Here is an 18135-nt window from a genome sequence, read left to right on the forward strand (position 1 = left end):
CTCCCGGGGCCGGGCCCCGGTTCGCGCCTGATGCTCATCGACAAGAGCTTGTCAGATCACGGGAGGGCGACCCAGTCGGGTCAGGCGCCACACGGTACGCCACTTCATGGGGCGCCGTGGACCGCACGGCGTCGACCAGCCCTCCCGGAAGCCGCCGAACCAGGCGCGCAGCGCGGGCGGCGACGGCCGCCGGGCCAGGGTCAGCAGCAGCCAGACCCCGACGTAGACGGGGACGAGCGGCGCGGGCAGATTGCGGCGCGCCAGCCACACCCGGTTGCGGGCGACCATGCGGTGGTAGACCGCGTGCCGGCTGGGGGCCGTCGTCGGGTGGTGCAGCACCATGTCCGCGCGGTAGTCGATCATCCAGCCCGCGTCGAGGGCCCGCCACGCGAGGTCGGTCTCCTCGTGCGCGTAGAAGAAGTCGTCGGGGAGCCCGCCGACCTCGGCGAAGACCCGGGTGCGGGCGGCGTTGGCGCCCCCGAGGAAGGTCGTCACCCGCGAGGACCGCAAGGGGTCCGAGGCGCGCAGCCGGGGTACGTGGCGGCGCTGGGTGACCCCGGTGTCGGGGTCGGCGATGCGGAAGCTGATGATGCCGAGCCGCGGGTCGGCCGTGAACGCCTGCCGGCACAGCTCGGCGGTGTCCTGGCCGGGGAGCAGCCCGTCGTCGTCCAGGAAGAGCAGCACGTCGACGTCGCGCCCGGCGGGGCCGAACGCCTCGATGCCGACGTTGCGGCCGGCCGGGATGCCGACGTTCTCGGACAGCTCCACCGTCCGTACGGTCAGCCCGGCGACGGCGAGCGGGGGCAGCGGGGAGCCGTTGCCGACGACGACGACCTCGATCGGGTCACCGTCCTGCTTGGCCACGGACTCCAGCAGCGCGCGCAGCTCGGCGGGGCGGTTGCCCATGGTGAGGACGACCGCACCGACCTTCAGTGAGGGGGCACTCATTTGAGCCTGCTCGAAGCGAGGATGGACACGAGGTGCAGCACAGTCTGCAGCACGGCGACGGCCGCGAGCAGGACGACCGCGATCCGGGTGAACAGCAGGTCGTGGTGGACGAAGTCCGCGATCCCGGCCACCAGGATCACCAGCGACGCCTCGACGCCGCCGACGAGCCGGTGGAACTTCAGCGCGGCCGCGGCCTTGCGGGCCAGCGCCATGCCCGAGGAGCGGGGCGTCGCCGCGGAGTCCTCCACGGCCGCCATGCCGCTGCGGGCGCGGGCCACGTCGACCAGGTCCGTCTCGGCCTTGATCAGGATCGCGCCGAGCGCGGCCACCGTGCCGAGGAAGGCCCACTGCCACTGGGTGGCGGCGCCGTCCTTGTGGAAGACGTCCGCGGCGCGGATGCCGAATCCCACCAGAAGAGCGGCCTCGGAGAGGTAGTGACCCACCCGGTCGAGGTAGACGCCGGTCGTCGAGGTGACCTTGCGCCAGCGCGCGAGCTCGCCGTCGACGCAGTCCAGCAGCAGGTACAGCTGGATGAGCAGCATGCCCAGGATCGCGCCGGTGAGGCCGGGCACCAGCAGGGCGGCGCCCGCCGCGACCCCGGCGAGGATCATCAGGCCGGTGTACTGGTTGGGCGTGGGCCTGCTGTTCAGCAGCACCCGGGTGCAGCGCAGCGAGACCTCGCGCATGTACAGGCGCCCGGCCCAGTGCTCACCGCTGCGCCGGTCCTTGAGGCCGCCGGGGTGGACGACCGGACGGAGTTCAGCTAGTGACGGTTTTGGCATAGTCGGCGTAAGCGTCCCTGATCTGGTCGGTGGAGAGGTCGAGGTGCTCCAGGATCGTGTAGCGCCCGGGGCGGGTCCGCGGGGCGTACTCGACGGCCTTGACGAACTCCTCGGTGCTGAAGCCGATCTCCTGCGGCAGCACCGGCAGCCCGTGGCGGCGCAGCACCTCGACCATCAGCGCGGACTCCGCGCGGGCACCGCGCAGGTACATCGCGAAGGCGGCGCCGAGGCCGCACTGCTCGCCGTGGCTGGCGGCCCGCTTGGGGTAGAGCAGGTCGAAGGCGTGGTTGATCTCGTGGCAGGCGCCCGAGGCGGGGCGGCTGTCGCCGGCCACCGACATCGAGATGCCGGTGAGGACCAGGCCCTCGGCCAGCACCTGGAGGAAGCCGTCGTCGCCGACGCCGCCGGGGTGGCGCAGCACGGCCTCGCCGGCCTGCCGGGCCATGGCGGCGGCCAGGCCGTCGATGGACTCGCCCGTCTCGCGGTGGGAGAGCTCCCAGTCCGCGACGGAGGAGATGTTGGAGATCGCGTCGCCGATGCCGGACCGGACGAACCGGGCCGGTGCCTCGCGGATGACGTCGAGGTCGATGACCACGGCGATGGGGTTGGGCACCCCGTAGGAGCCGCGGCCCGCGTCGTTGTCGAGGGTGGCGACCGGCGAGCAGAGGCCGTCGTGCGACAGGTTGGTCGCGACGGCCACCAGCGGCAGGCCGACCCGTGCGGCGGCGTACTTCGCGCAGTCGATGATCTTGCCGCCGCCGAGGCCCACGACCGCGTCGTAGTGCCCCTTCTTCATGGCGTCGCCGAGCTTGATCGCGTCGTCCAGCGTGCCGCCGCCGACCTCGTACCAGGTGGCGCCGGGCAGCGCCGGGGCGAGCCGCTCGCGCAGCACCGCCCCGGAGCCGCCGCTGATGGCGATGGCCAGCTTGCCGGAGCTGGAGATCCGCTGGTCGGCGAGCACGCCGGCCAGGTCGTCCAGCGCTCCGGCGCGGATGTCGACGACGACCGGCGAGGGGATGAGCCTCGTCAGTACTGGCACGCGATCCCCCGGCCCTTGGCGAGGTCGTCGTGGTTGTCGATCTCGACCCACTTGACGTCGCCGATGGGCGCCACGTCGATCTTGAAGCCGCGGTTGACGAGCTCCTGGTAGCCGTCCTCGTAGTAGAGGTCGGGGTCGCGCTCGAAGGTGACCTTGAGGGCGTCGGCCAGGTCGGCGGCGGCCTCGCCCTCGATCAGGGTGACGCCGATGTACTCACCGGTGGCCTCGGCCGGGTCCATCAGCTTGGTGATGCGCTGGACGCCCTTGTCGGGGTCCACGACGACCTTCATCTCCTCGTCGGCGAGCTGCTTCACCGTGTCGAGGGCGAGGATGATCTTCCGGCCGTTGCCGCGGGCGGCGAGCAGGGTCTTCTCGACGGAGACCGGGTGCACGGTGTCGCCGTTGGCGAGGATCACGTCGTGCTTGAGGGCGTCACGGCCGCACCACAGGGAGTAGGCGTTGTTCCACTCCTCGGCCTTGTCGTTGTCGATCAGGGTGATCTTGAGGCCGTACTTCTGCTCCAGGGCCTCCTTGCGCGCGTACACGGCTTCCTTGCGGTAGCCCACGATGATCGCGACCTCGGTCAGACCGATCTCGGCGAAGTTGGCCAGGGTGAGGTCGAGGATGGTGGTGTCACCGTCCACCGGCACCAGGGCCTTGGGCAGAGTGTCGGTGTAGGGACGCAGACGCCGTCCGGCGCCGGCGGCCAGCACGAGGCCGATCATGCGGGTTCTCCTGATTCGTCGTGTACTGCGGGCGCCCCGGAGGACACCCAGAAGCGGATGCTCTCGATGAGCACCGTGAGCGCGATGGCGGCCGCGAGGACCGTCAGCGCGATCGTGAAACCTTGGTTGTGCCACAGGGCGGCGGCGATCGAGACCGCCAGGATCCGTCCCTCGTGCCCGCCGATCGCCCGCACCAGCCAGTGCGGGGGCGCCCCGGTGCCACCGCGGATGCGGTACACCGTGTCGTAGTGATGGTAGGCGACCGCGGCCACCAGGCCGAAAGCCGCGGGCAGGGCGCCGGGGACGCCGGAGGTCGCGGCGAGGGCGAGGATCATGCCGTACTCGGCGGCCCGGAAGACGGGCGGCACGAGCCAGTCGAGGGGGCCCTTGAGCGGGTGGGCGACGGCCACCCCGGCGAGGATGGCGTAGACGACGGCCTGTGGCACGGCCCGCCAGGTGCCGACGGTGTCGGCCACCAGCGGCCAGACGAAGAGCGCGGCGGTCGCGAGCAGCGCCCAGTAGGGGGCGCTGTAGGTGCCCGCGGCCATCGTGCGGCCCAGCGTCCGGCTGGCGAGCTCCGCGAGAGGCCCGGAGTCGGCGAGGTCCGCCAGCGCCCGGGCCGCGCGGTCGGTCCGCTTGGCCTTGCGGGTGAGGGAGCGCAGGACGCGGCCCGCGGTGGTGTAGCAGGCGGCGAGCGCGCAGCCGACGAGCAGGGCGTAGAAGACGACGCGGGGCGTGGTGAGGGCGGTGAGGACCGCGATCATCGCCCAGCGCTCGCCGATGGGCAGCACGATCATGCGGCGGGCCCAGACGGTCCAGCCGACGCTGTCGAGCCGGTCGGAGAGGGCGGCGGTGGGGCTGGTGTTGGCCGCGGCGTCGTGGTTGGCCTCGTTGAACGAGAAGTCGACGACGTGCCGGCAGGTCTGGAGGACCATCGCGCCGAGCGCGAGCGCCCAGACGTCGTCGGTGCCGCCGCCGCGGGCCGCGCCGACGGCGAGGCCCGCGTAGTAGGCGTATTCCTTGGCGCGGTCGAAGGTCGCGTCGAGCCAGGCGCCCAGCGTGGAGTACTGCAGGGAGTAGCGGGCGAGCTGGCCGTCGGTGCAGTCCAGCACGAAGGAGAAGAGGAGCAGCACGCCCGCGGCGACGAAGCCGGGCCGGGTCCCGGTGGCCGCACAGCCGGCCGCGACGAGGGCGGTGAGCAGCGAGGCCGTGGTGACCTGGTTGGGGGTGAGGCCGCGGCGGGCGCACCAGCGCGCGAGGTAGCGGGAGTACGGGCTGATGCAGAAGGTGGTGAAGAAGCCGTCGCGGGACTTCACGGCGGAGCGCAGCCGTACGGCCTCGTCGTCGACGGCCAGGACGTCGGCCTCGGCCTTGGCCCGGATGTCGGCGTCGGCGGGCACGGTGGCGACGAGGACGCCGAGGTCGGGGCGGTGGAGCGCGACGCCGTCGGCTTCCAGCCGGTGGGCGAGGGCGTCGGGCAGGCCGGCCTCGGGGCCGCCTTCCGGCAGGGCCCGCCCGACCGCGTGCGTCAGGGCGCCGCGGGCCTCGGGCTGCGCGGTCAGCGCACCCTCCACGGCGGCGGCGGGGAAGCGGGGGTCGGTGAGCGCCAGGCGGAGCGCGTGGACGTGGCCCACGAAGCGCGCGTCGACGAGCGCGACGCGCTCGCCCGCGGGGACGGCGGCGAGCTCGGTGGTGACGGCGGTGGCGTCAGCGGCCACGCGTACGCCGAAGCCCAGGGACCGCAGGTCGTCCTCGAGGGAGGAGCCGACGGGCGGCGAACCGGTGACGATGGCGGTCGACAGACGAACTCACTCCTTGGAAGCGGATGCGGCCGCCTCGGTCCGCGGGGCGTCCGGGCAGCGGGCGTGGCACGCGCCGGCCTTACGGGGCGGGCGGCGTGCGGGCACGTCGGCAGAGGCTATCGGATCAACGGAAGACGCCGTTCACCGCACGTGCACCGGGGCTTCCCGACACTGACTGGACGCTCAGGCCGCCTGTGAGGTTCCGGGGGGCGCAAAGAAGAGGACATGACGGGGGCGGACGGGGGTGAAGGGAACGGGGCCCTTACGCCGGCTGGATTAGGGTGCCGACATGACATGGCTGATCACAGGTGGAGCCGGGTACATCGGGGCGCACGTCGCGCGGGCGATGGTGGACGCCGGGGAGCGCGTCGCCGTGCTGGACGACCTGTCCACGGGCGTGGCCGGGCGGCTGCCCGCGGAGTGCGCGCTGGTGCAGGGTTCGGTCCTGGACCGTGAGCTCCTGGACCGTACGTTCGCCGAGCTGGGTGTGACCGGTGTGGTGCACCTGGCGGCGAAGAAGCAGGTCGGGGAGTCGGTGGAGAAGCCGCTGCTCTACTACCGGGAGAATCTGCACGGCCTGACGGTCCTGCTGGAGGCGGTGGTCGCGGCCGGTGTCGGGAGCTTCGTCTTCTCCTCCTCCGCCGCCGTCTACGGGATGCCGGATGTCGACCTCGTCACGGAGGAGACGCCGTGCCTGCCGATGAACCCGTACGGGGAGACCAAGCTGGCCGGTGAGTGGCTGGTGCGCGCCACCGGGGCGGCGCACGGCGTCTCCACCGCGTGCCTGCGGTATTTCAACGTGGCGGGCGCGGCCGTGCCGGAGCTGGCCGACACCGGGGTCTACAACATCATCCCGATGATGTTCGACCGGCTCACGCGGGGCGAGAGCCCGCGCATCTTCGGCGACGACTACGACACCCCCGACGGCACCTGTGTCCGTGACTACATCCACATCGAGGACCTGGCCACCGCCCACCTGGCGGCGGCCCGGCGGCTCGCCGGCCGGCCGGGCACGGGCGACCTCACGCTGAACGTCGGCACGGGCCGGGGGGTGTCCGTGCGGGAGATGGCGGACCTGATCGCCGAGATCACCGGACGCTCCGAGCCCGCGCCCCTCGTCGAGCCGCGCCGTCCGGGTGATCCGGCGCGTGTCGTCGCCTCGAACGAACTGATCGCCAAGGAGCTCGGCTGGAGCCCGGTGCACGGGGTGCGGAGCATGGTCGCCTCGGCCTGGGAGGGCTGGTGCCACCACCATCCGAAGGCCCGCGCCTGACTGATCGCCCCAGGTCGGCGCGTTAAGCATCGTCGCAGGTCAGAGCACATGACAACGGTGTTCAGTGCCGCGTTGCCCGATACCCCCCACCCGTAGTTCACTGGGTGCTCGGCCGGCGTCCGCCGGCCGTTGCGGGCACCTTTCGGAGGCGGCTTTCATGGGCGCAGGGCACGACCACGGCCATTCGCACGGACCCCCGCCGGGGACGAGCGGCACGGCCGCCGCGGCCTACCGGGGCCGGCTGCGGATCGCGCTGGGCATCACCTTGACGGTGCTCGTCGCGGAGATCGTCGGCAGCGCACTGACCGGTTCGCTGGCGCTGCTCGCGGACGCCGGGCACATGGCGACCGACGCGGTCGGGGTGAGCATGGCGCTGGTGGCGATCCACTTCGCCAACCGCCCGCCCGGCGGCCGCCGCACCTACGGCTACGCCCGGGCGGAGATCCTGGCGGCGCTGCTGAACTGTCTGCTGCTGCTGGGCGTCGGCGGCTTCATCCTCTTCGAGGCGATCAAGCGGCTGGCGAGCCCCACGGAGGTGCCCGGCGGCACGACGGTGGTTTTCGGTCTGGTCGGCGTGGTGGCCAACCTGATCTCGCTGGCGCTGCTGATGCGTGGCCAGAAGGAGAGCCTCAATGTGCGCGGGGCGTTCCTCGAGGTCCTCTCGGACGCCCTGGGCTCCCTGGCCGTCGTGATCTCCGCCCTGGTCATCATGGCCACGGGCTGGACGCAGGCGGACCCCATCGCGTCCCTGCTGATCGGCCTGATGATCGTGCCGCGCACGGTCAAGCTGATGCGGGAGGCGCTGGACGTCCTGCTGGAGGCGGCCCCCAAGGACGTCGACATGGACGAGATCCGGTCGCACATCATGGCGCTGCCGGGTGTGGAGGACCTGCACGACCTGCATGTGTGGACGATCACATCCGGAATGCCGGTACTCTCCGCGCACGTGGTCGTCGACCACGCCGCGCTGGACTCGGTCGGGCACGAGAAAATGCTCCACGACCTGCAGGGCTGCCTCGGCGAGCACTTCGACGTCGAGCACTGCACCTTCCAGCTGGAGCCCGGCGGCCATGCGGAGCACGAGGCGAGGCTCTGTCATTGACGCCGCGGCGGGTTACGGCAGACTTGAGGGTCGAAGACCGACTACGAGGATGGTCAATGCCGATCACACCTGCCAAGGGCCTGTCCGCCGACGACTCGGCGGTTCCCGCTTCCGACGGCACAGCTGAACCGATCATGCTGGAACTGGTCGACGAGTCCGGCAGAACCATCGGCACGGCCGAGAAGCTCTCCGCGCACCTCGCTCCCGGGCGGCTGCACCGCGCCTTCTCGGTCTTCCTCTTCGACGAGCAGGGGCGGCTGCTGCTCCAGCGCCGGGCGCTGGGGAAGTACCACTCCCCCGGCGTCTGGTCGAACACCTGCTGCGGCCACCCCTATCCGGACGAGCCGCCGTTCGTCGCGGCGGCCCGCCGTACGGGTGAGGAGCTGGGGGTGACCCCCGCGCTGCTGCGCGAGGCGGGCACCGTGCGCTACAACCACCCCGACCCGGCGTCGGGCCTGGTCGAGCAGGAGTTCAACCACCTCTTCGTGGGCACCGTGCGCGCGGGGCTGCGCCCGGACCCCGAGGAGGTCGAGGAGACGGCCTTCGTGACGCCGGCCGAGCTCGACGAGCTGCGGGAGAAGTTCACGTTCTCGGCGTGGTTCATGGACGTCCTGGACACCGCGCGGCCCGTGGTGCGCGAGATCACCGGGGACGCAGCGGGCTGGTAGCGGGCGCGCCGAGCGGCAGGGCGGCCCAGACCACCTTGCCGCCGTTCGCGGTGTGCTCCACGTCGCACAGGCCGCCGGCCTCGTCCGAGATGGTCTTGACCAGCAGCAGCCCCCGGCCGCCGATGCGGTCGTCGTCCGCCTCCAGGGGCTTGGGCCGGTACGGGTGGTCGTCCTCGACGGCCACCCGTACCCAGTGGGGGCCGATGGAGACCTCCACGGCGACCTCCGGCGAGAGCAGCGCGGCGTGCTGCACGGCATTGGTGACCAGCTCGGAGACGATCAGCAGCAGGCCGTGCAGGAGGTCGTCGCGCAGCGGCACCCGCTGGCGTCCCAGCAGGTCGCGGACGGCGTGTCTGGCGCGGGGCACGGAGGAGTCCAGTGCGGGAGCGGTGAACCGCCAGGCGCCGTCGAACTCGATCGGTCTGCGCGGCGGGGCCTGTCCCGGATCGGGCGGGACGCTCCCGAGGATTTCCATGTCCGATACCAACCCCTCACCGTGGTCGACCGCACCTCGAGTGTTGGGAACGTAAGGGTCCGCACCGGCATTCTGAGCAGAAGTCAGCGTCTATCGACGGGATTTGATCGCGCGCGTATGCCAGGGTCACTCACGCGACTGTTCCTGGCCGCCCCGGCCGCTGTCGGCTGAACGACCCGGAGCGCCTTCTTCCGAGGCCGCTTCCGAGACCAGGCCGACGACGCGGCGGCCCCCGACCCCGAGGGCGATCAGACCGAGCCCGTCGAAGAGCAGGGCGAGGGAGAAGAAGGTGCCGATCACATAGCGGCTGCTGTGCGGCCAGTCGCCCAGCACCAGGATGCCCAGCAGCAGCCCGAAGGCACCCTGCACAAGTGTCCAGCCGAACTGCGGACCGCGCACGACCAGGCTGCCCACCAGCCGGAAGACACCGCCGGTCAGGAAGAGCAGCGCGGCGAACATCGTCAGTCCCACGGCGGCGACGTCGGGCCGCCGGATCACCACCGCGCCCGCGGCGATGTTCAGCGCGGCGACCACCACACCGAGCCAGAAGAAGTTGCTGTCCCGCGACTGGACGGCGTGCACCAGGCCGACGACCCCGCCGATCAGCAGCAGCCAGCCGAAGAGGATCATCGTGGTGAGGGTCGCGAAGCCCACATAGACCAGCCCGACCAGCCCGGCGAGCACCAGGATCCCGCCCAGCAGTGTCAGCACGCCGAAACTGCGGCTGAGTTCGTGGCCCGGCGACCGCGCCCGCCTCGTGCCCCTGGACATGAGCGCCTCCTCGTAGCGCCCCCCATGTTTTGATCATAGGACGGATCATGGAAACGCGCCCCGGATAGCATCCGGACCATGAAGCCCGCACTGCATCTGGACATCGACGACGGCACCGCGACCGTCCGCATCGCCAACCCCGCCAAGCGGAACGCCATGACGACCGGCATGTGGCGGGCCCTGCCCGGGCTGCTGGAGCGCTGCGCGGCCGACCCGGCGGTGCGCGTCCTGGTGCTCACCGGCGAGGGCGACACCTTCTGCGCGGGCGCCGACATCTCCTCGCTCACCGACGGCGGCGAGAGCTCGCGCGACCTCGCCGTCGCGGCCGAGGAGGCGCTCGCCGCCTTCCCCAAGCCGACGGTCGCGGCTGTCCGTGGCTTCTGCGTGGGCGGCGGCTGCCAGCTCGCGGCCGCGTGCGACCTGCGCTTCGCGGCGGAGGGCGCGTCCTTCGGGGTGACCCCGGCGCGGCTGGGGATCGTCTACGCGGCGTCGTCCACCCGGCGGCTGGTCGACCTGGTCGGCCCGTCGACGGCCAAATACCTGCTGTTCTCGGCCGAGTTGATCGATACGGAACGGGCGCTGCGCACGGGGCTGGTGGACGAGGTGTGGCCGGCGGACGCGCTCGACAAGCGGGTGGCGGAGTTCGCGCGCGTGCTGGGGTCGCGATCGCTGCTCACCCAGGTGGCGGCGAAGGAGTTCGCGGCGGCGGAAGGGGCGGCGCGGTGGGAGCACTGGGCGGCGGAGGCCCGGGCGAGCGGTGAGGCGGCGGAGGGGGCGGCGGCGTTTCTGGAGCGGCGGGCTCCGCGGTTCGCCTGGCGGGTTCCGGGTCCGGCGTGACGGCCTGACGGCCGTGGAGGGCCGGACCCCCGTCCCGGTCCTCCACGGCCGTCGGCTGCGGGCGGTTCCCCCTGGCCCGCCCCTCCGTAACCGGGGGCAAGCCCCCGGCCCCCCGAATGCGGCTGCGCCGCCGTCAGATACGCCGCGCCCGCCACTCGGCGACCAGGTCCGCCGGGGCCTTTTCCGGTGAGCCCGCGTCGTACGGGGGCTGCGGGTCGTACTCGATGAGCAGCTGGATCGCCTGGGCCACGCGGTCCCCCGCGATGCGGCCCGCGAGGGTGAGGCCCATGTCGATGCCCGAGGAGACCCCCGCCGCGGTCACGTACTTGCCGTCGGTGACGACCCGTTCGCCGGTCGGCTCGACGCCGTAGGAGGCCAGTTCGTCCAGGTACAGCCAGTGCGAGGTGGCCCGACGGCCCGTCAGCAGCCCGGCGGCGGCGAGGATCAGGGAGCCGGTGCACACGGATGTCGTCCAGGTGGTGGTGCGGTCGACCGCCGTCAGCCACTCCCGTACGGCCTCGGACTTCACCGGCCCGCTGGTGTCGGGGGCGCCCGGCACCACGACGATGTCGGGGCTGCCGACCTCGGCGAGCGAGGCGTCGGCGAGCACGGCGAGCTTGCCGCTGTCGTTGCGTATCGTCCCCGGCTGCTCGGCGACGAAGACGGTGTCGGCACCGGGGAGGTTGCCGAGGACCTCGAAGGGGCCCATGGCGTCGAGGGCGGTGAAGCCGGGATAGAGCAGGATGGCGATCTGCACGGTCGTCCTTTCGTACGGTACGGGCTCAGGCGGCCGGTGTCAGTGGGCGGAAGCGGCGCCGGTATTCGGCCGGGGAGGCTCCCAGGGACCGGACGAAGGCGCGGCGCATCGCCTCGGACGTGCCGTAGCCGCAGGCCCGCGCGACCGTCTCGACCCCGTCGGCGGTGTCCTCCAGGAGCCTGCGCGCGGCCTCCAGCCGGACCCTGTCGACATAGCGGCCCGGTGTCATCCCGACCTCACTGTGGAAGGCGCGGGCGAAGTGACGGGGCGACAGGCCCGCGCGGGCGGCGAGCGAGTCGACGGAGAGGTCGGCCCGCAGGTTCTCGACGACCCAGTGCTGGATGTCGCGCAGCGGTGGCCGCGTGGCGGACTGGACGGCCAACTGGGCGCTGAACTGCGTCTGATTGCCCGGGCGGCGCAGGAAGACGACGAGCGCGCGGGCGACGGCGAGCGCCGGCTCCCGGCCCAGGTCCTCCTCCACGAGGGCGAGCGCGAGGTCGATGCCCGCGGTGATGCCGGCCGTGGTGGCGATGTTCCCGTCGCGCACGTAGATGGGGTCGGGTTCCACCCGGATCGCGGGGTACCGCTCGGCGAGGGTGGGACAGAGCGCCCAGTGGGTCGTCGCGCGGCGGCCGTCGAGCAGCCCGGCCGCGGCGAGCAGGAACGCGCCTGTGCACACCGACACGATGCGCTCGGCGCGCGGGGCGTTCTCGCGCAGCCAGGCGACGAGCCGGGGGTCGGGGGCGCGGGTGCCGTCGCCGCCGGGGACGACCAGGGTGTGCGGGACCTCCGCCTCGTGGAGGGCCATGTCGGGGAGCAGCCGCAGGCCGCTGGTGGTGCGGACGGGCCCGCCGTCGACGGTGGCGGTGCGGACCTCGTAGAGGTCCGGGTCACCGGTGACGAAGCCCCCGTAGGCGAACACTTCGAGGGGGCCCGTGACATCGAGGCTCTGCACCTCCTCGAAGAGGAGGATGAGCACGGTGCGGCGAGGCGTCATGGACACCATGCTGGTCGCGGCCGGGCGCGTCCGCAATGACGAAGATCCCACCTTTTCTGCCATCGGCCGCCACCTTCCCGACGTACCGACCAGTCGGTAACGTTCAGGCATGACCACTTCCCAGCGTCTGCCCGAGCGCGCCGCGCGCCACTGTCACAGCGTCGTGAACCCCCTCCACTCCGTGGTGTATTTCTCCCCGGACATCCACCGGGAATTCGCGGAACTGGGCATCGAGGACCGCCCCGCCGTCAACCTGGCCTCGCGCAGCGCCGCGTTCGGGCGGGTGGGCGCCGGACCGGTGGTCGCGGCGTTCTACAACTACAAGTACGAGCTGGTGGCCCGGCACATCCCCGCCGTCTGGGACATCGCCTCGCCCGAGGACGCGATCGCGGCCCGGCTGCGCACCGCCGACGCGACCCTGCGCCGCCTTCTCGGCGACGACGTCCTCGCCTCCCCGGAGATGGCCGAGGCCGCCCGCCTCGCCCTGCGCGCCACCGAGGGCTGCACCCGCGGCGGCCGCCCGCTGTACTCCGCCCACGCGGACCTGGCCGTGCCGGAGGAGCCGCACCTCGCCCTCTGGTACGCCGCGACGCTGCTGCGCGAACACCGCGGCGACGGCCATGTGATGGCGCTCGTCCAGGCCGGGCTCGACCCGGTGGAGGCGCTCGTCAGCCACGGCGCGACCGGCCGCGGCATGACCCAGAAGTGGCTGCTCGCCACCCGCGGCTGGAGCGAGGAGGAGCTGGCGGCCGGCCGGGACCGGCTGCGGGAGCGCGGACTGCTCGACGCGGAGGGCGAGTTGACGGAGGCCGGCATCGCGCTGCGCGAGGAGCTGGAGGACGCGACGGACCGCCTGGACGCGGCCCCGTACGAACACCTGGGCGCGGCGGGCGTCGCGCGCCTCACCGAGCTGGCGACGGCCTTCACCACGGCGGCGGCCGCCGCGGGCGCCTTCCCGGCGGACCTGCTCGGCAAGGGCTGAGCGCCGGGGCAGCGAGGCTCGCGCGGGCGTTGTCGGCGGTACCTGCCACAATGCAGATCGCAGCTCGAAGAGAAAGCGGAGCGTGATCGTGACGGCAGCGGGTGCGTCGACCGAGGGCAGGATCGCAGGCAGGATCGCCGAGGAGCTCGGCGTGCGGGAGCGGCAGGTGAAGGCGGCCGTCGACTTGCTCGACGGCGGCTCGACCGTGCCGTTCATCGCCCGCTACCGCAAGGAAGCGACCGAGATGCTCGACGACGCGCAGCTGCGCGCCCTCGAGGAGCGGCTGCGCTATCTGCGGGAGCTGGAGGACCGCCGCACGGCGGTCCTCGACTCCGTGCGCACGCAGGGCAAGCTGGACGCCGCGCTGGAGGCGCAGATCCTCGCGGCCGACTCCAAGGCCCGGCTGGAGGACATCTATCTGCCCTTCAAGCCCAAGCGGCGCACCAAGGCGCAGATCGCCCGGGAGGCCGGTCTCGAGCCGCTGGCGGACGGGCTGCTGGGCGACCCCGGCGTCGATCCGCTCGCGGCGGCCGCGGCCTTCGTCTCCGCCGAGCGCGGTGTCGCGGACGCCGCGGCCGCGCTGGAGGGCGCCCGCGCGATTCTGACCGAGCGGTTCGGCGAGGATGCCGACCTGATCGGCGAGCTGCGCGAGCGCATGTGGACGCGCGGGCGCGTCGCGGCGAAGGTGCGGGCGGGCAAGGAGGAGGCGGGCGCGAAGTTCGCCGACTACTTCGACTTCGCCGAGCCCTTCACGGCACTGCCCTCGCACCGGGTGCTGGCCATGCTCCGGGGCGAGAAGGAGGAGATCCTCGACCTCGCCCTGGAGCCGGAGGAGCCGTCGGCCGCGGAGGGCCCGACCGCGTACGAGCAGGCCATCGCCCGGCGGTTCGGCATCGCCCAGCGCGGCCGCCCGGGCGACAAGTGGCTGGCCGACACCGTGCGCTGGGCCTGGCGCACCCGCGTCCTCGTCCACCTCGGCATCGACCTGCGGCTGCGGCTGCGCCAGGCCGCCGAGGACGAGGCGGTCCGGGTCTTCGCCGCGAACCTCCGCGACCTGCTGCTCGCCGCCCCGGCGGGCACGCGCGCCACGATGGGCCTCGACCCCGGTTTCCGTACGGGCGTGAAGGTCGCCGTCGTGGACGCGACCGGCAAGGTCGCCGCGACGGAGACGATCTACCCGCACGTTCCGCAGCAGAAGTGGGACGCCTCGCTGGCGACGCTGGCCCGCCTCGCGCGCGAGCACGGCGTGGAGCTCGTCGCGATCGGCAACGGCACGGCGTCGCGCGAGACCGACAAGCTCGCGGCGGACCTGATCGCCCGCCACCCGGAGCTGGGGCTGACCAAGGTGATGGTCTCGGAGGCGGGCGCCTCGGTGTACTCCGCGTCCGCGTTCGCCTCGCAGGAGCTGCCCGGGCTCGACGTGTCCCTGCGCGGCGCGGTCTCCATCGCCCGGCGGCTCCAGGACCCGCTCGCCGAGCTGGTGAAGATCGACCCCAAGTCCATCGGCGTCGGCCAGTACCAGCACGACCTGTCCGAGGTGAAGCTGTCCCGCTCGCTCGACGCGGTCGTGGAGGACTGCGTGAACGGCGTCGGCGTCGACGTGAACACCGCGTCCGCGCCACTGCTCTCCCGGGTCTCCGGCATCAGCTCGGGCCTCGCGGAGAACATCGTCGCCCACCGCGACGCCAACGGCCCCTTCCGCTCCCGCAAGGGGCTCAAGGACGTGGCCCGGCTCGGCCCGAAGGCGTACGAGCAGTGCGCGGGCTTCCTGCGGATCCGCGGCGGCGACGACCCGCTGGACGCCTCCAGCGTGCACCCCGAGGCCTACCCCGTGGTGCGGGCGATGGTGAAGTCCACGGGCGGCGAGGTCGCCGCGCTCATCGGCAACACGGGCGTGCTGCGCTCGCTGCGCCCGGAGAGCTTCGTCAACGACTCCTTCGGCCTGCCGACGGTCACCGACATCCTGCGGGAGCTGGAGAAGCCGGGGCGCGACCCGCGCCCGGCGTTCCGGACGGCGACGTTCAAGGACGGCGTCGAGAAGCTCGGCGACCTGGTGCCGGGGATGCTGCTGGAAGGCGTCGTCACCAATGTGGCGGCCTTCGGCGCCTTCGTGGACATCGGCGTGCACCAGGACGGTCTGGTGCACGTGTCCGCGATGTCGAAGAACTTCGTGAAGGACCCGCGGGATGTCGTGAAGCCCGGTGACATCGTGCGGGTGAAGGTCATGGAGGTCGACATCCCGCGCAAGCGGGTGTCGCTGACGCTGCGGCTGGATGACGCGGCTCCTTCCGGGGGTGCGGCGCGTGGTCCCGAGCGGGGGGAGCGGGGCGGTCGCGGTACGCCGAGGCCGCGGCGCGGTGACGGTGGGGGTGGCGGCTCTCGTGTGACGGCGCCGACGAATGACGCGATGGCGGACGCGCTGAGGCGAGCGGGGCTCTTGGACCCGAAGCGGCGCTAGCCCGACGGGGTTTCTGTTCCCCAGCCCCGCCCCTTCCCGAACTGGGGGCAAGCCCCCAGACCCCCGAAGCACGCTTCGCGCGCTGTCCTCAAACGCCGGACGGGCTGAAATCGCGCACCCTTGGGGGTCTGGGGGCGAAGCTCCCAGTTTCGGGAAGGGGCGGGATAGGGGAACAAGCCCGCCGCAGGCGCCACGCACCCGCGCCCTCCCCGCCGTTCAGCAATCCGACAGGAAAACCGTGCCCCACATACCCACCGACCTCAAAGCCGACTGCGCCAACTGCTTCGGCCTGTGCTGCACCGTGCCCGCGTTCTCGGCCTCTTCGGACTTCGCCGTCGACAAGCCCGCCCGGACGCCCTGTGCCAATCTGCGGACGGATTTCCGGTGCGGCATACACACCGAGTTGCGGCCGCGCGGCTTTCGGGGGTGCACGGTCTATGACTGTTTCGGGGCCGGGCAGAAGGTGTCGCAGGTGACGTTCGGCGGGCGGGACTGGCGGTCGGCGCCGGACGGCGGGCAGCGGATGTTCGACGTGTTCCCGGTCATGCGGGACCTTCACGAGCTGCTCTGGTACCTGACCGAGGCGCGGGCGCTGCCCGCGGCGCGGCCGGTGCACGGTGAGCTCACCCGCGCGCTGGAGGAGACCGGGCGCCTCACCGCTCAGGACCCCGAGGCCCTCGCGGCCGTCGACATCACGGCGGTCCGGCAGCAGGTCAACCCCCTGCTGCTGCGGGCGAGCGAGCTCGCGCGCGCCGGGTTCGGCGGCAGGAAGAAGGAGCGCCGGGGAGCCGACCTCATCGGGGCGAAGCTCAAGGGCGCGGACCTGCGGGGCGCCAATCTGCGGGGTGCGTATCTCATCGGGGCCGACCTCAGGGGCGCCGACCTGCGGCTGGCCGATCTCATCGGGGCCGATCTGCGCGGGGCGGACCTCAGGGGTGCCGACCTGACGGACAGCATCTTCCTCATCCAGTCCCAGCTCGACGCCGCGAAGGGCGACGGCAGCACCGTACTGCCACCGGCGTTGAACCGCCCGGCGCACTGGTAGGCGCGCCGGGCGGTCGGCCCGACGGTCACACCGCGGTGGACCGCTCCGGGAAGTCCGGCAGTGTCTTGTCGAACAGCCACGGGTGGATCAGGTCCGCCAGCGGCCGCCCCGCCGTCCGTTCCGCGTGGGCGACGAACGCGTCGGTGTCCGCGCTGCCGCCGCGGTGCGCGGCGTGCCAGGTGCGCAGCACCGTGAAGAACCGCTCGTCGCCCAGGGCCAGCCGGAGCGCGTGCAGGGTGCACGCGCCCCGGACATAGATCCGGTCGTCGAAGAGGCGGCTGCGCCCGGGGTCGCCGATGCGCAGGTTCTGCCGCCCCTCGGAGAGCTGCCGCCACGCCTGGACGGCGAGGGTGTGGGCGTCGTCCTCCTCGAGGTGTTCGGACCACAGCCATTCCGCGTAGGTGGCGAACCCCTCGTTGAGCCAGATGTGCCGCCAGTCGGCGAGGCTCACGCTGTTCCCGTACCACTGGTGGGCGATCTCGTGGGCCACGAGCGTCTCCCAGCCGCGCTTGCCGTCCATGTGGTTGCTGCCGAAGACGGAGAGCGTCTGGTTCTCGACGGGCGCCGCCAGCTCGGCGTCGACGACGACCGCGCCGTACGTCTCGAACGGGTAGGGGCCGAAGAGCTTGGTGAAGGCGCGCAGCATCTCCGGCTGGCGGGCCAGGTCGTGCCGGGCCCGGTCGGCGAGGTGGGCGGGGTAGGCGTTGCGCAGCGGTACCGGTGAGCCGCTGCTTTCCGTGTCGTGCGTCTCGTGCGTGAACCGGCCGGTGTAGACGGCCGCGAGATAGGACGCCATCGGGCCGGGGTGGTGGTAGGTCCAGCTCACCGACCCGTCGTCGAGGTCCCGGCGCTCGCGGAGGGTGCCGTTGGCGAGCGCGTGGTGGCCGCCCGGCACCCGTACGGTGACGGTGTAGGCGGCCTTGTCGTCCGGCCGGTCGTTGCACGGGAACCACGAGGGCGCGCCGAGCGGCTGGGAGGCGACGAGGGTGCCGTCGTGGCCGTCACCGGTACGGTCCCAGCCGATCGCGCCGAACGGGGTGCGCACGGGCGCCGGACTGCCGCTGTAGCGGATGTCCGCGGTGAAGGGCCGGCCCGCGACGAGCGGCCGCTCGGCGGTGAGCACGGCCTTGCCGTCCCGCCGCTGCACGGTCGCCGGCCTGCCGTCGATCTCCGCGGAGTGCACGGTCAGCCGGGCCAGGTCGAGTTCGACCCGGCGGGTGCCCTGGTTGGCGACGGCGTCGATGCGGGCGTGGCCGTCGAGCCAGGCGGTCTCGGGATCGTAGGAGAGCCGCAGGTCGTAGGCGAGGGTGCGGTGGCCGTACGAGCCGTGGCGCGGGAAGTAGCGCGCCGTCCCGCCGCCCACGCGCTCGGCGGGGTCGCCGGTGCTCGCCGCGGTCGCGGCGAGCGGGAGGGCCGCCGCGGCCGTCAGGACGGCGCGGCGGCTGCACGGGAATCGGTCCCGGAGGGTCATGCT

General features: G+C 72.7%; 17 protein-coding genes. 7 read left to right on the forward strand and 10 right to left on the reverse strand.

The features are described from left to right. Positions 1 to 51: 51 nt before the first annotated feature. Genes ABD269_RS25390 through ABD269_RS25410 form a run of 5 tightly spaced genes read right to left on the reverse strand, consistent with a single transcriptional unit; the run spans position 52 to position 5296 of the window. Entirely contained in the window at positions 52 to 948 is an 897-nt protein-coding gene (locus ABD269_RS25390) for a glycosyltransferase family 2 protein (RefSeq protein ID WP_301891276.1), read from the reverse strand. Further along, complete coding sequence (locus tag ABD269_RS25395; RefSeq protein ID WP_116216045.1) at positions 945 to 1730, reverse strand: CDP-alcohol phosphatidyltransferase family protein; 786 nt, start codon at positions 1728 to 1730, stop codon at positions 945 to 947. The genes ABD269_RS25390 and ABD269_RS25395 overlap by 4 nt, the downstream gene beginning before the upstream one ends. Further along, positions 1708 to 2769: an iron-containing alcohol dehydrogenase family protein gene (locus ABD269_RS25400; protein ID WP_116214710.1), complete on the reverse strand. Its 1062-nt coding sequence runs from the start codon at positions 2767 to 2769 to the stop codon at positions 1708 to 1710. Before ABD269_RS25400 ends, ABD269_RS25395 begins: the two co-directional genes overlap by 23 nt. Continuing rightward, positions 2757 to 3494: a phosphocholine cytidylyltransferase family protein gene (locus ABD269_RS25405; protein ID WP_344121358.1), complete on the reverse strand. Its 738-nt coding sequence runs from the start codon at positions 3492 to 3494 to the stop codon at positions 2757 to 2759. The genes ABD269_RS25400 and ABD269_RS25405 overlap by 13 nt, the downstream gene beginning before the upstream one ends. Then, positions 3491 to 5296 (reverse strand): DUF5941 domain-containing protein, encoded by a 1806-nt coding sequence (locus tag ABD269_RS25410; protein WP_344122070.1) that lies wholly within the window; start codon positions 5294 to 5296, stop codon positions 3491 to 3493. Before ABD269_RS25410 ends, ABD269_RS25405 begins: the two co-directional genes overlap by 4 nt. A 289-nt stretch (positions 5297 to 5585) precedes the next feature. Here ABD269_RS25410 and galE point away from each other — a divergent pair, with 289 nt between their 5' ends. The 3 genes from galE to idi all read left to right on the forward strand — a co-directional run bounded on the left by galE (position 5586) and on the right by idi (position 8339). Continuing rightward, positions 5586 to 6569, forward strand: coding sequence for a UDP-glucose 4-epimerase GalE (gene galE / locus ABD269_RS25415; RefSeq protein WP_344121360.1), 984 nt, complete (start codon positions 5586 to 5588; stop codon positions 6567 to 6569). Positions 6570 to 6726: 157 nt separating this feature from the next. Continuing rightward, positions 6727 to 7671 (forward strand): cation diffusion facilitator family transporter, encoded by a 945-nt coding sequence (locus ABD269_RS25420; RefSeq protein WP_301891279.1) that lies wholly within the window; start codon positions 6727 to 6729, stop codon positions 7669 to 7671. A gap of 56 nt (positions 7672 to 7727) precedes the next feature. Next, a complete protein-coding gene (gene idi, locus ABD269_RS25425) occupies positions 7728 to 8339 on the forward strand; it encodes an isopentenyl-diphosphate Delta-isomerase (protein ID WP_344121362.1) in 612 nt (203 codons plus the stop codon). On the opposite strand, the gene ABD269_RS25430 is transcribed toward idi, so the two are convergent. Further along, on the reverse strand, positions 8314 to 8814 hold the full coding sequence (locus ABD269_RS25430; RefSeq protein WP_301891281.1) for an ATP-binding protein: 501 nt from the start codon (positions 8812 to 8814) through the stop codon (positions 8314 to 8316). The two genes, idi and ABD269_RS25430, sit on opposite strands and share 26 nt — an antisense overlap. A 126-nt stretch (positions 8815 to 8940) precedes the next feature. Beyond that, the gene (locus ABD269_RS25435; protein ID WP_344121365.1) at positions 8941 to 9585 is read right to left on the reverse strand and encodes an HdeD family acid-resistance protein; all 645 of its coding nucleotides are present in this window, start codon (positions 9583 to 9585) and stop codon (positions 8941 to 8943) included. A 78-nt stretch (positions 9586 to 9663) separates the two neighbouring features. Between ABD269_RS25435 and ABD269_RS25440 the strand changes: the two genes are divergently transcribed. Beyond that, the gene (locus ABD269_RS25440) at positions 9664 to 10422 is read left to right on the forward strand and encodes an enoyl-CoA hydratase/isomerase family protein (RefSeq protein ID WP_344121367.1); all 759 of its coding nucleotides are present in this window, start codon (positions 9664 to 9666) and stop codon (positions 10420 to 10422) included. A gap of 133 nt (positions 10423 to 10555) precedes the next feature. Here the strand turns inward: ABD269_RS25440 and ABD269_RS25445 are convergent, their stop codons facing one another. Both ABD269_RS25445 and ABD269_RS25450 read right to left on the reverse strand, forming a co-directional pair. Beyond that, a complete protein-coding gene (locus tag ABD269_RS25445) occupies positions 10556 to 11179 on the reverse strand; it encodes a DJ-1/PfpI family protein (RefSeq protein WP_344121369.1) in 624 nt (207 codons plus the stop codon). Positions 11180 to 11204: 25 nt separating this feature from the next. Then, on the reverse strand, positions 11205 to 12176 hold the full coding sequence (locus ABD269_RS25450; protein WP_344121371.1) for a GlxA family transcriptional regulator: 972 nt from the start codon (positions 12174 to 12176) through the stop codon (positions 11205 to 11207). A 109-nt stretch (positions 12177 to 12285) separates the two neighbouring features. Between ABD269_RS25450 and ABD269_RS25455 the strand changes: the two genes are divergently transcribed. From ABD269_RS25455 to ABD269_RS25465, 3 genes are all read left to right on the forward strand, one after another. Next, positions 12286 to 13158: an SCO6745 family protein gene (locus ABD269_RS25455; protein WP_344121373.1), complete on the forward strand. Its 873-nt coding sequence runs from the start codon at positions 12286 to 12288 to the stop codon at positions 13156 to 13158. 82 nt (positions 13159 to 13240) lie between these two features. After that, complete coding sequence (locus tag ABD269_RS25460; protein WP_344121375.1) at positions 13241 to 15616, forward strand: Tex family protein; 2376 nt, start codon at positions 13241 to 13243, stop codon at positions 15614 to 15616. A 238-nt stretch (positions 15617 to 15854) separates the two neighbouring features. Beyond that, on the forward strand, positions 15855 to 16661 hold the full coding sequence (locus tag ABD269_RS25465; protein WP_344121377.1) for a pentapeptide repeat-containing protein: 807 nt from the start codon (positions 15855 to 15857) through the stop codon (positions 16659 to 16661). 25 nt (positions 16662 to 16686) lie between these two features. Here the strand turns inward: ABD269_RS25465 and ABD269_RS25470 are convergent, their stop codons facing one another. Further along, positions 16687 to 18132, reverse strand: a complete 1446-nt coding sequence (locus ABD269_RS25470; protein WP_344121379.1) for a M1 family metallopeptidase — start codon at positions 18130 to 18132, stop codon at positions 16687 to 16689. Positions 18133 to 18135 lie beyond the last annotated feature (3 nt).

Source organism: Streptomyces blastmyceticus, assembly GCF_039521185.1.
Taxonomy (GTDB): domain Bacteria; phylum Actinomycetota; class Actinomycetes; order Streptomycetales; family Streptomycetaceae; genus Streptomyces; species Streptomyces blastmyceticus.

Excerpts from the sequence above, each read along its gene's own strand:
- galE (WP_344121360.1), top strand. The coding sequence starts at position 5,586 with ATGACATGGCTGATCACAGGTGGAGCCGGGTACATCGGGGCGCACGTC.
- ABD269_RS25395 (WP_116216045.1), bottom strand. The coding sequence starts at position 1,730 with ATGCCAAAACCGTCACTAGCTGAACTCCGTCCGGTCGTCCACCCCGGC.
- ABD269_RS25430 (WP_301891281.1), bottom strand. The coding sequence starts at position 8,814 with ATGGAAATCCTCGGGAGCGTCCCGCCCGATCCGGGACAGGCCCCGCCG.
- ABD269_RS25455 (WP_344121373.1), top strand. The coding sequence starts at position 12,286 with ATGACCACTTCCCAGCGTCTGCCCGAGCGCGCCGCGCGCCACTGTCAC.
- ABD269_RS25405 (WP_344121358.1), bottom strand. The coding sequence starts at position 3,494 with ATGATCGGCCTCGTGCTGGCCGCCGGCGCCGGACGGCGTCTGCGTCCC.
- ABD269_RS25420 (WP_301891279.1), top strand. The coding sequence starts at position 6,727 with ATGGGCGCAGGGCACGACCACGGCCATTCGCACGGACCCCCGCCGGGG.
- ABD269_RS25435 (WP_344121365.1), bottom strand. The coding sequence starts at position 9,585 with ATGTCCAGGGGCACGAGGCGGGCGCGGTCGCCGGGCCACGAACTCAGC.
- ABD269_RS25470 (WP_344121379.1), bottom strand. The coding sequence starts at position 18,132 with ATGACCCTCCGGGACCGATTCCCGTGCAGCCGCCGCGCCGTCCTGACG.
- ABD269_RS25390 (WP_301891276.1), bottom strand. The coding sequence starts at position 948 with ATGAGTGCCCCCTCACTGAAGGTCGGTGCGGTCGTCCTCACCATGGGC.
- ABD269_RS25440 (WP_344121367.1), top strand. The coding sequence starts at position 9,664 with ATGAAGCCCGCACTGCATCTGGACATCGACGACGGCACCGCGACCGTC.
- ABD269_RS25450 (WP_344121371.1), bottom strand. The coding sequence starts at position 12,176 with ATGACGCCTCGCCGCACCGTGCTCATCCTCCTCTTCGAGGAGGTGCAG.
- idi (WP_344121362.1), top strand. The coding sequence starts at position 7,728 with ATGCCGATCACACCTGCCAAGGGCCTGTCCGCCGACGACTCGGCGGTT.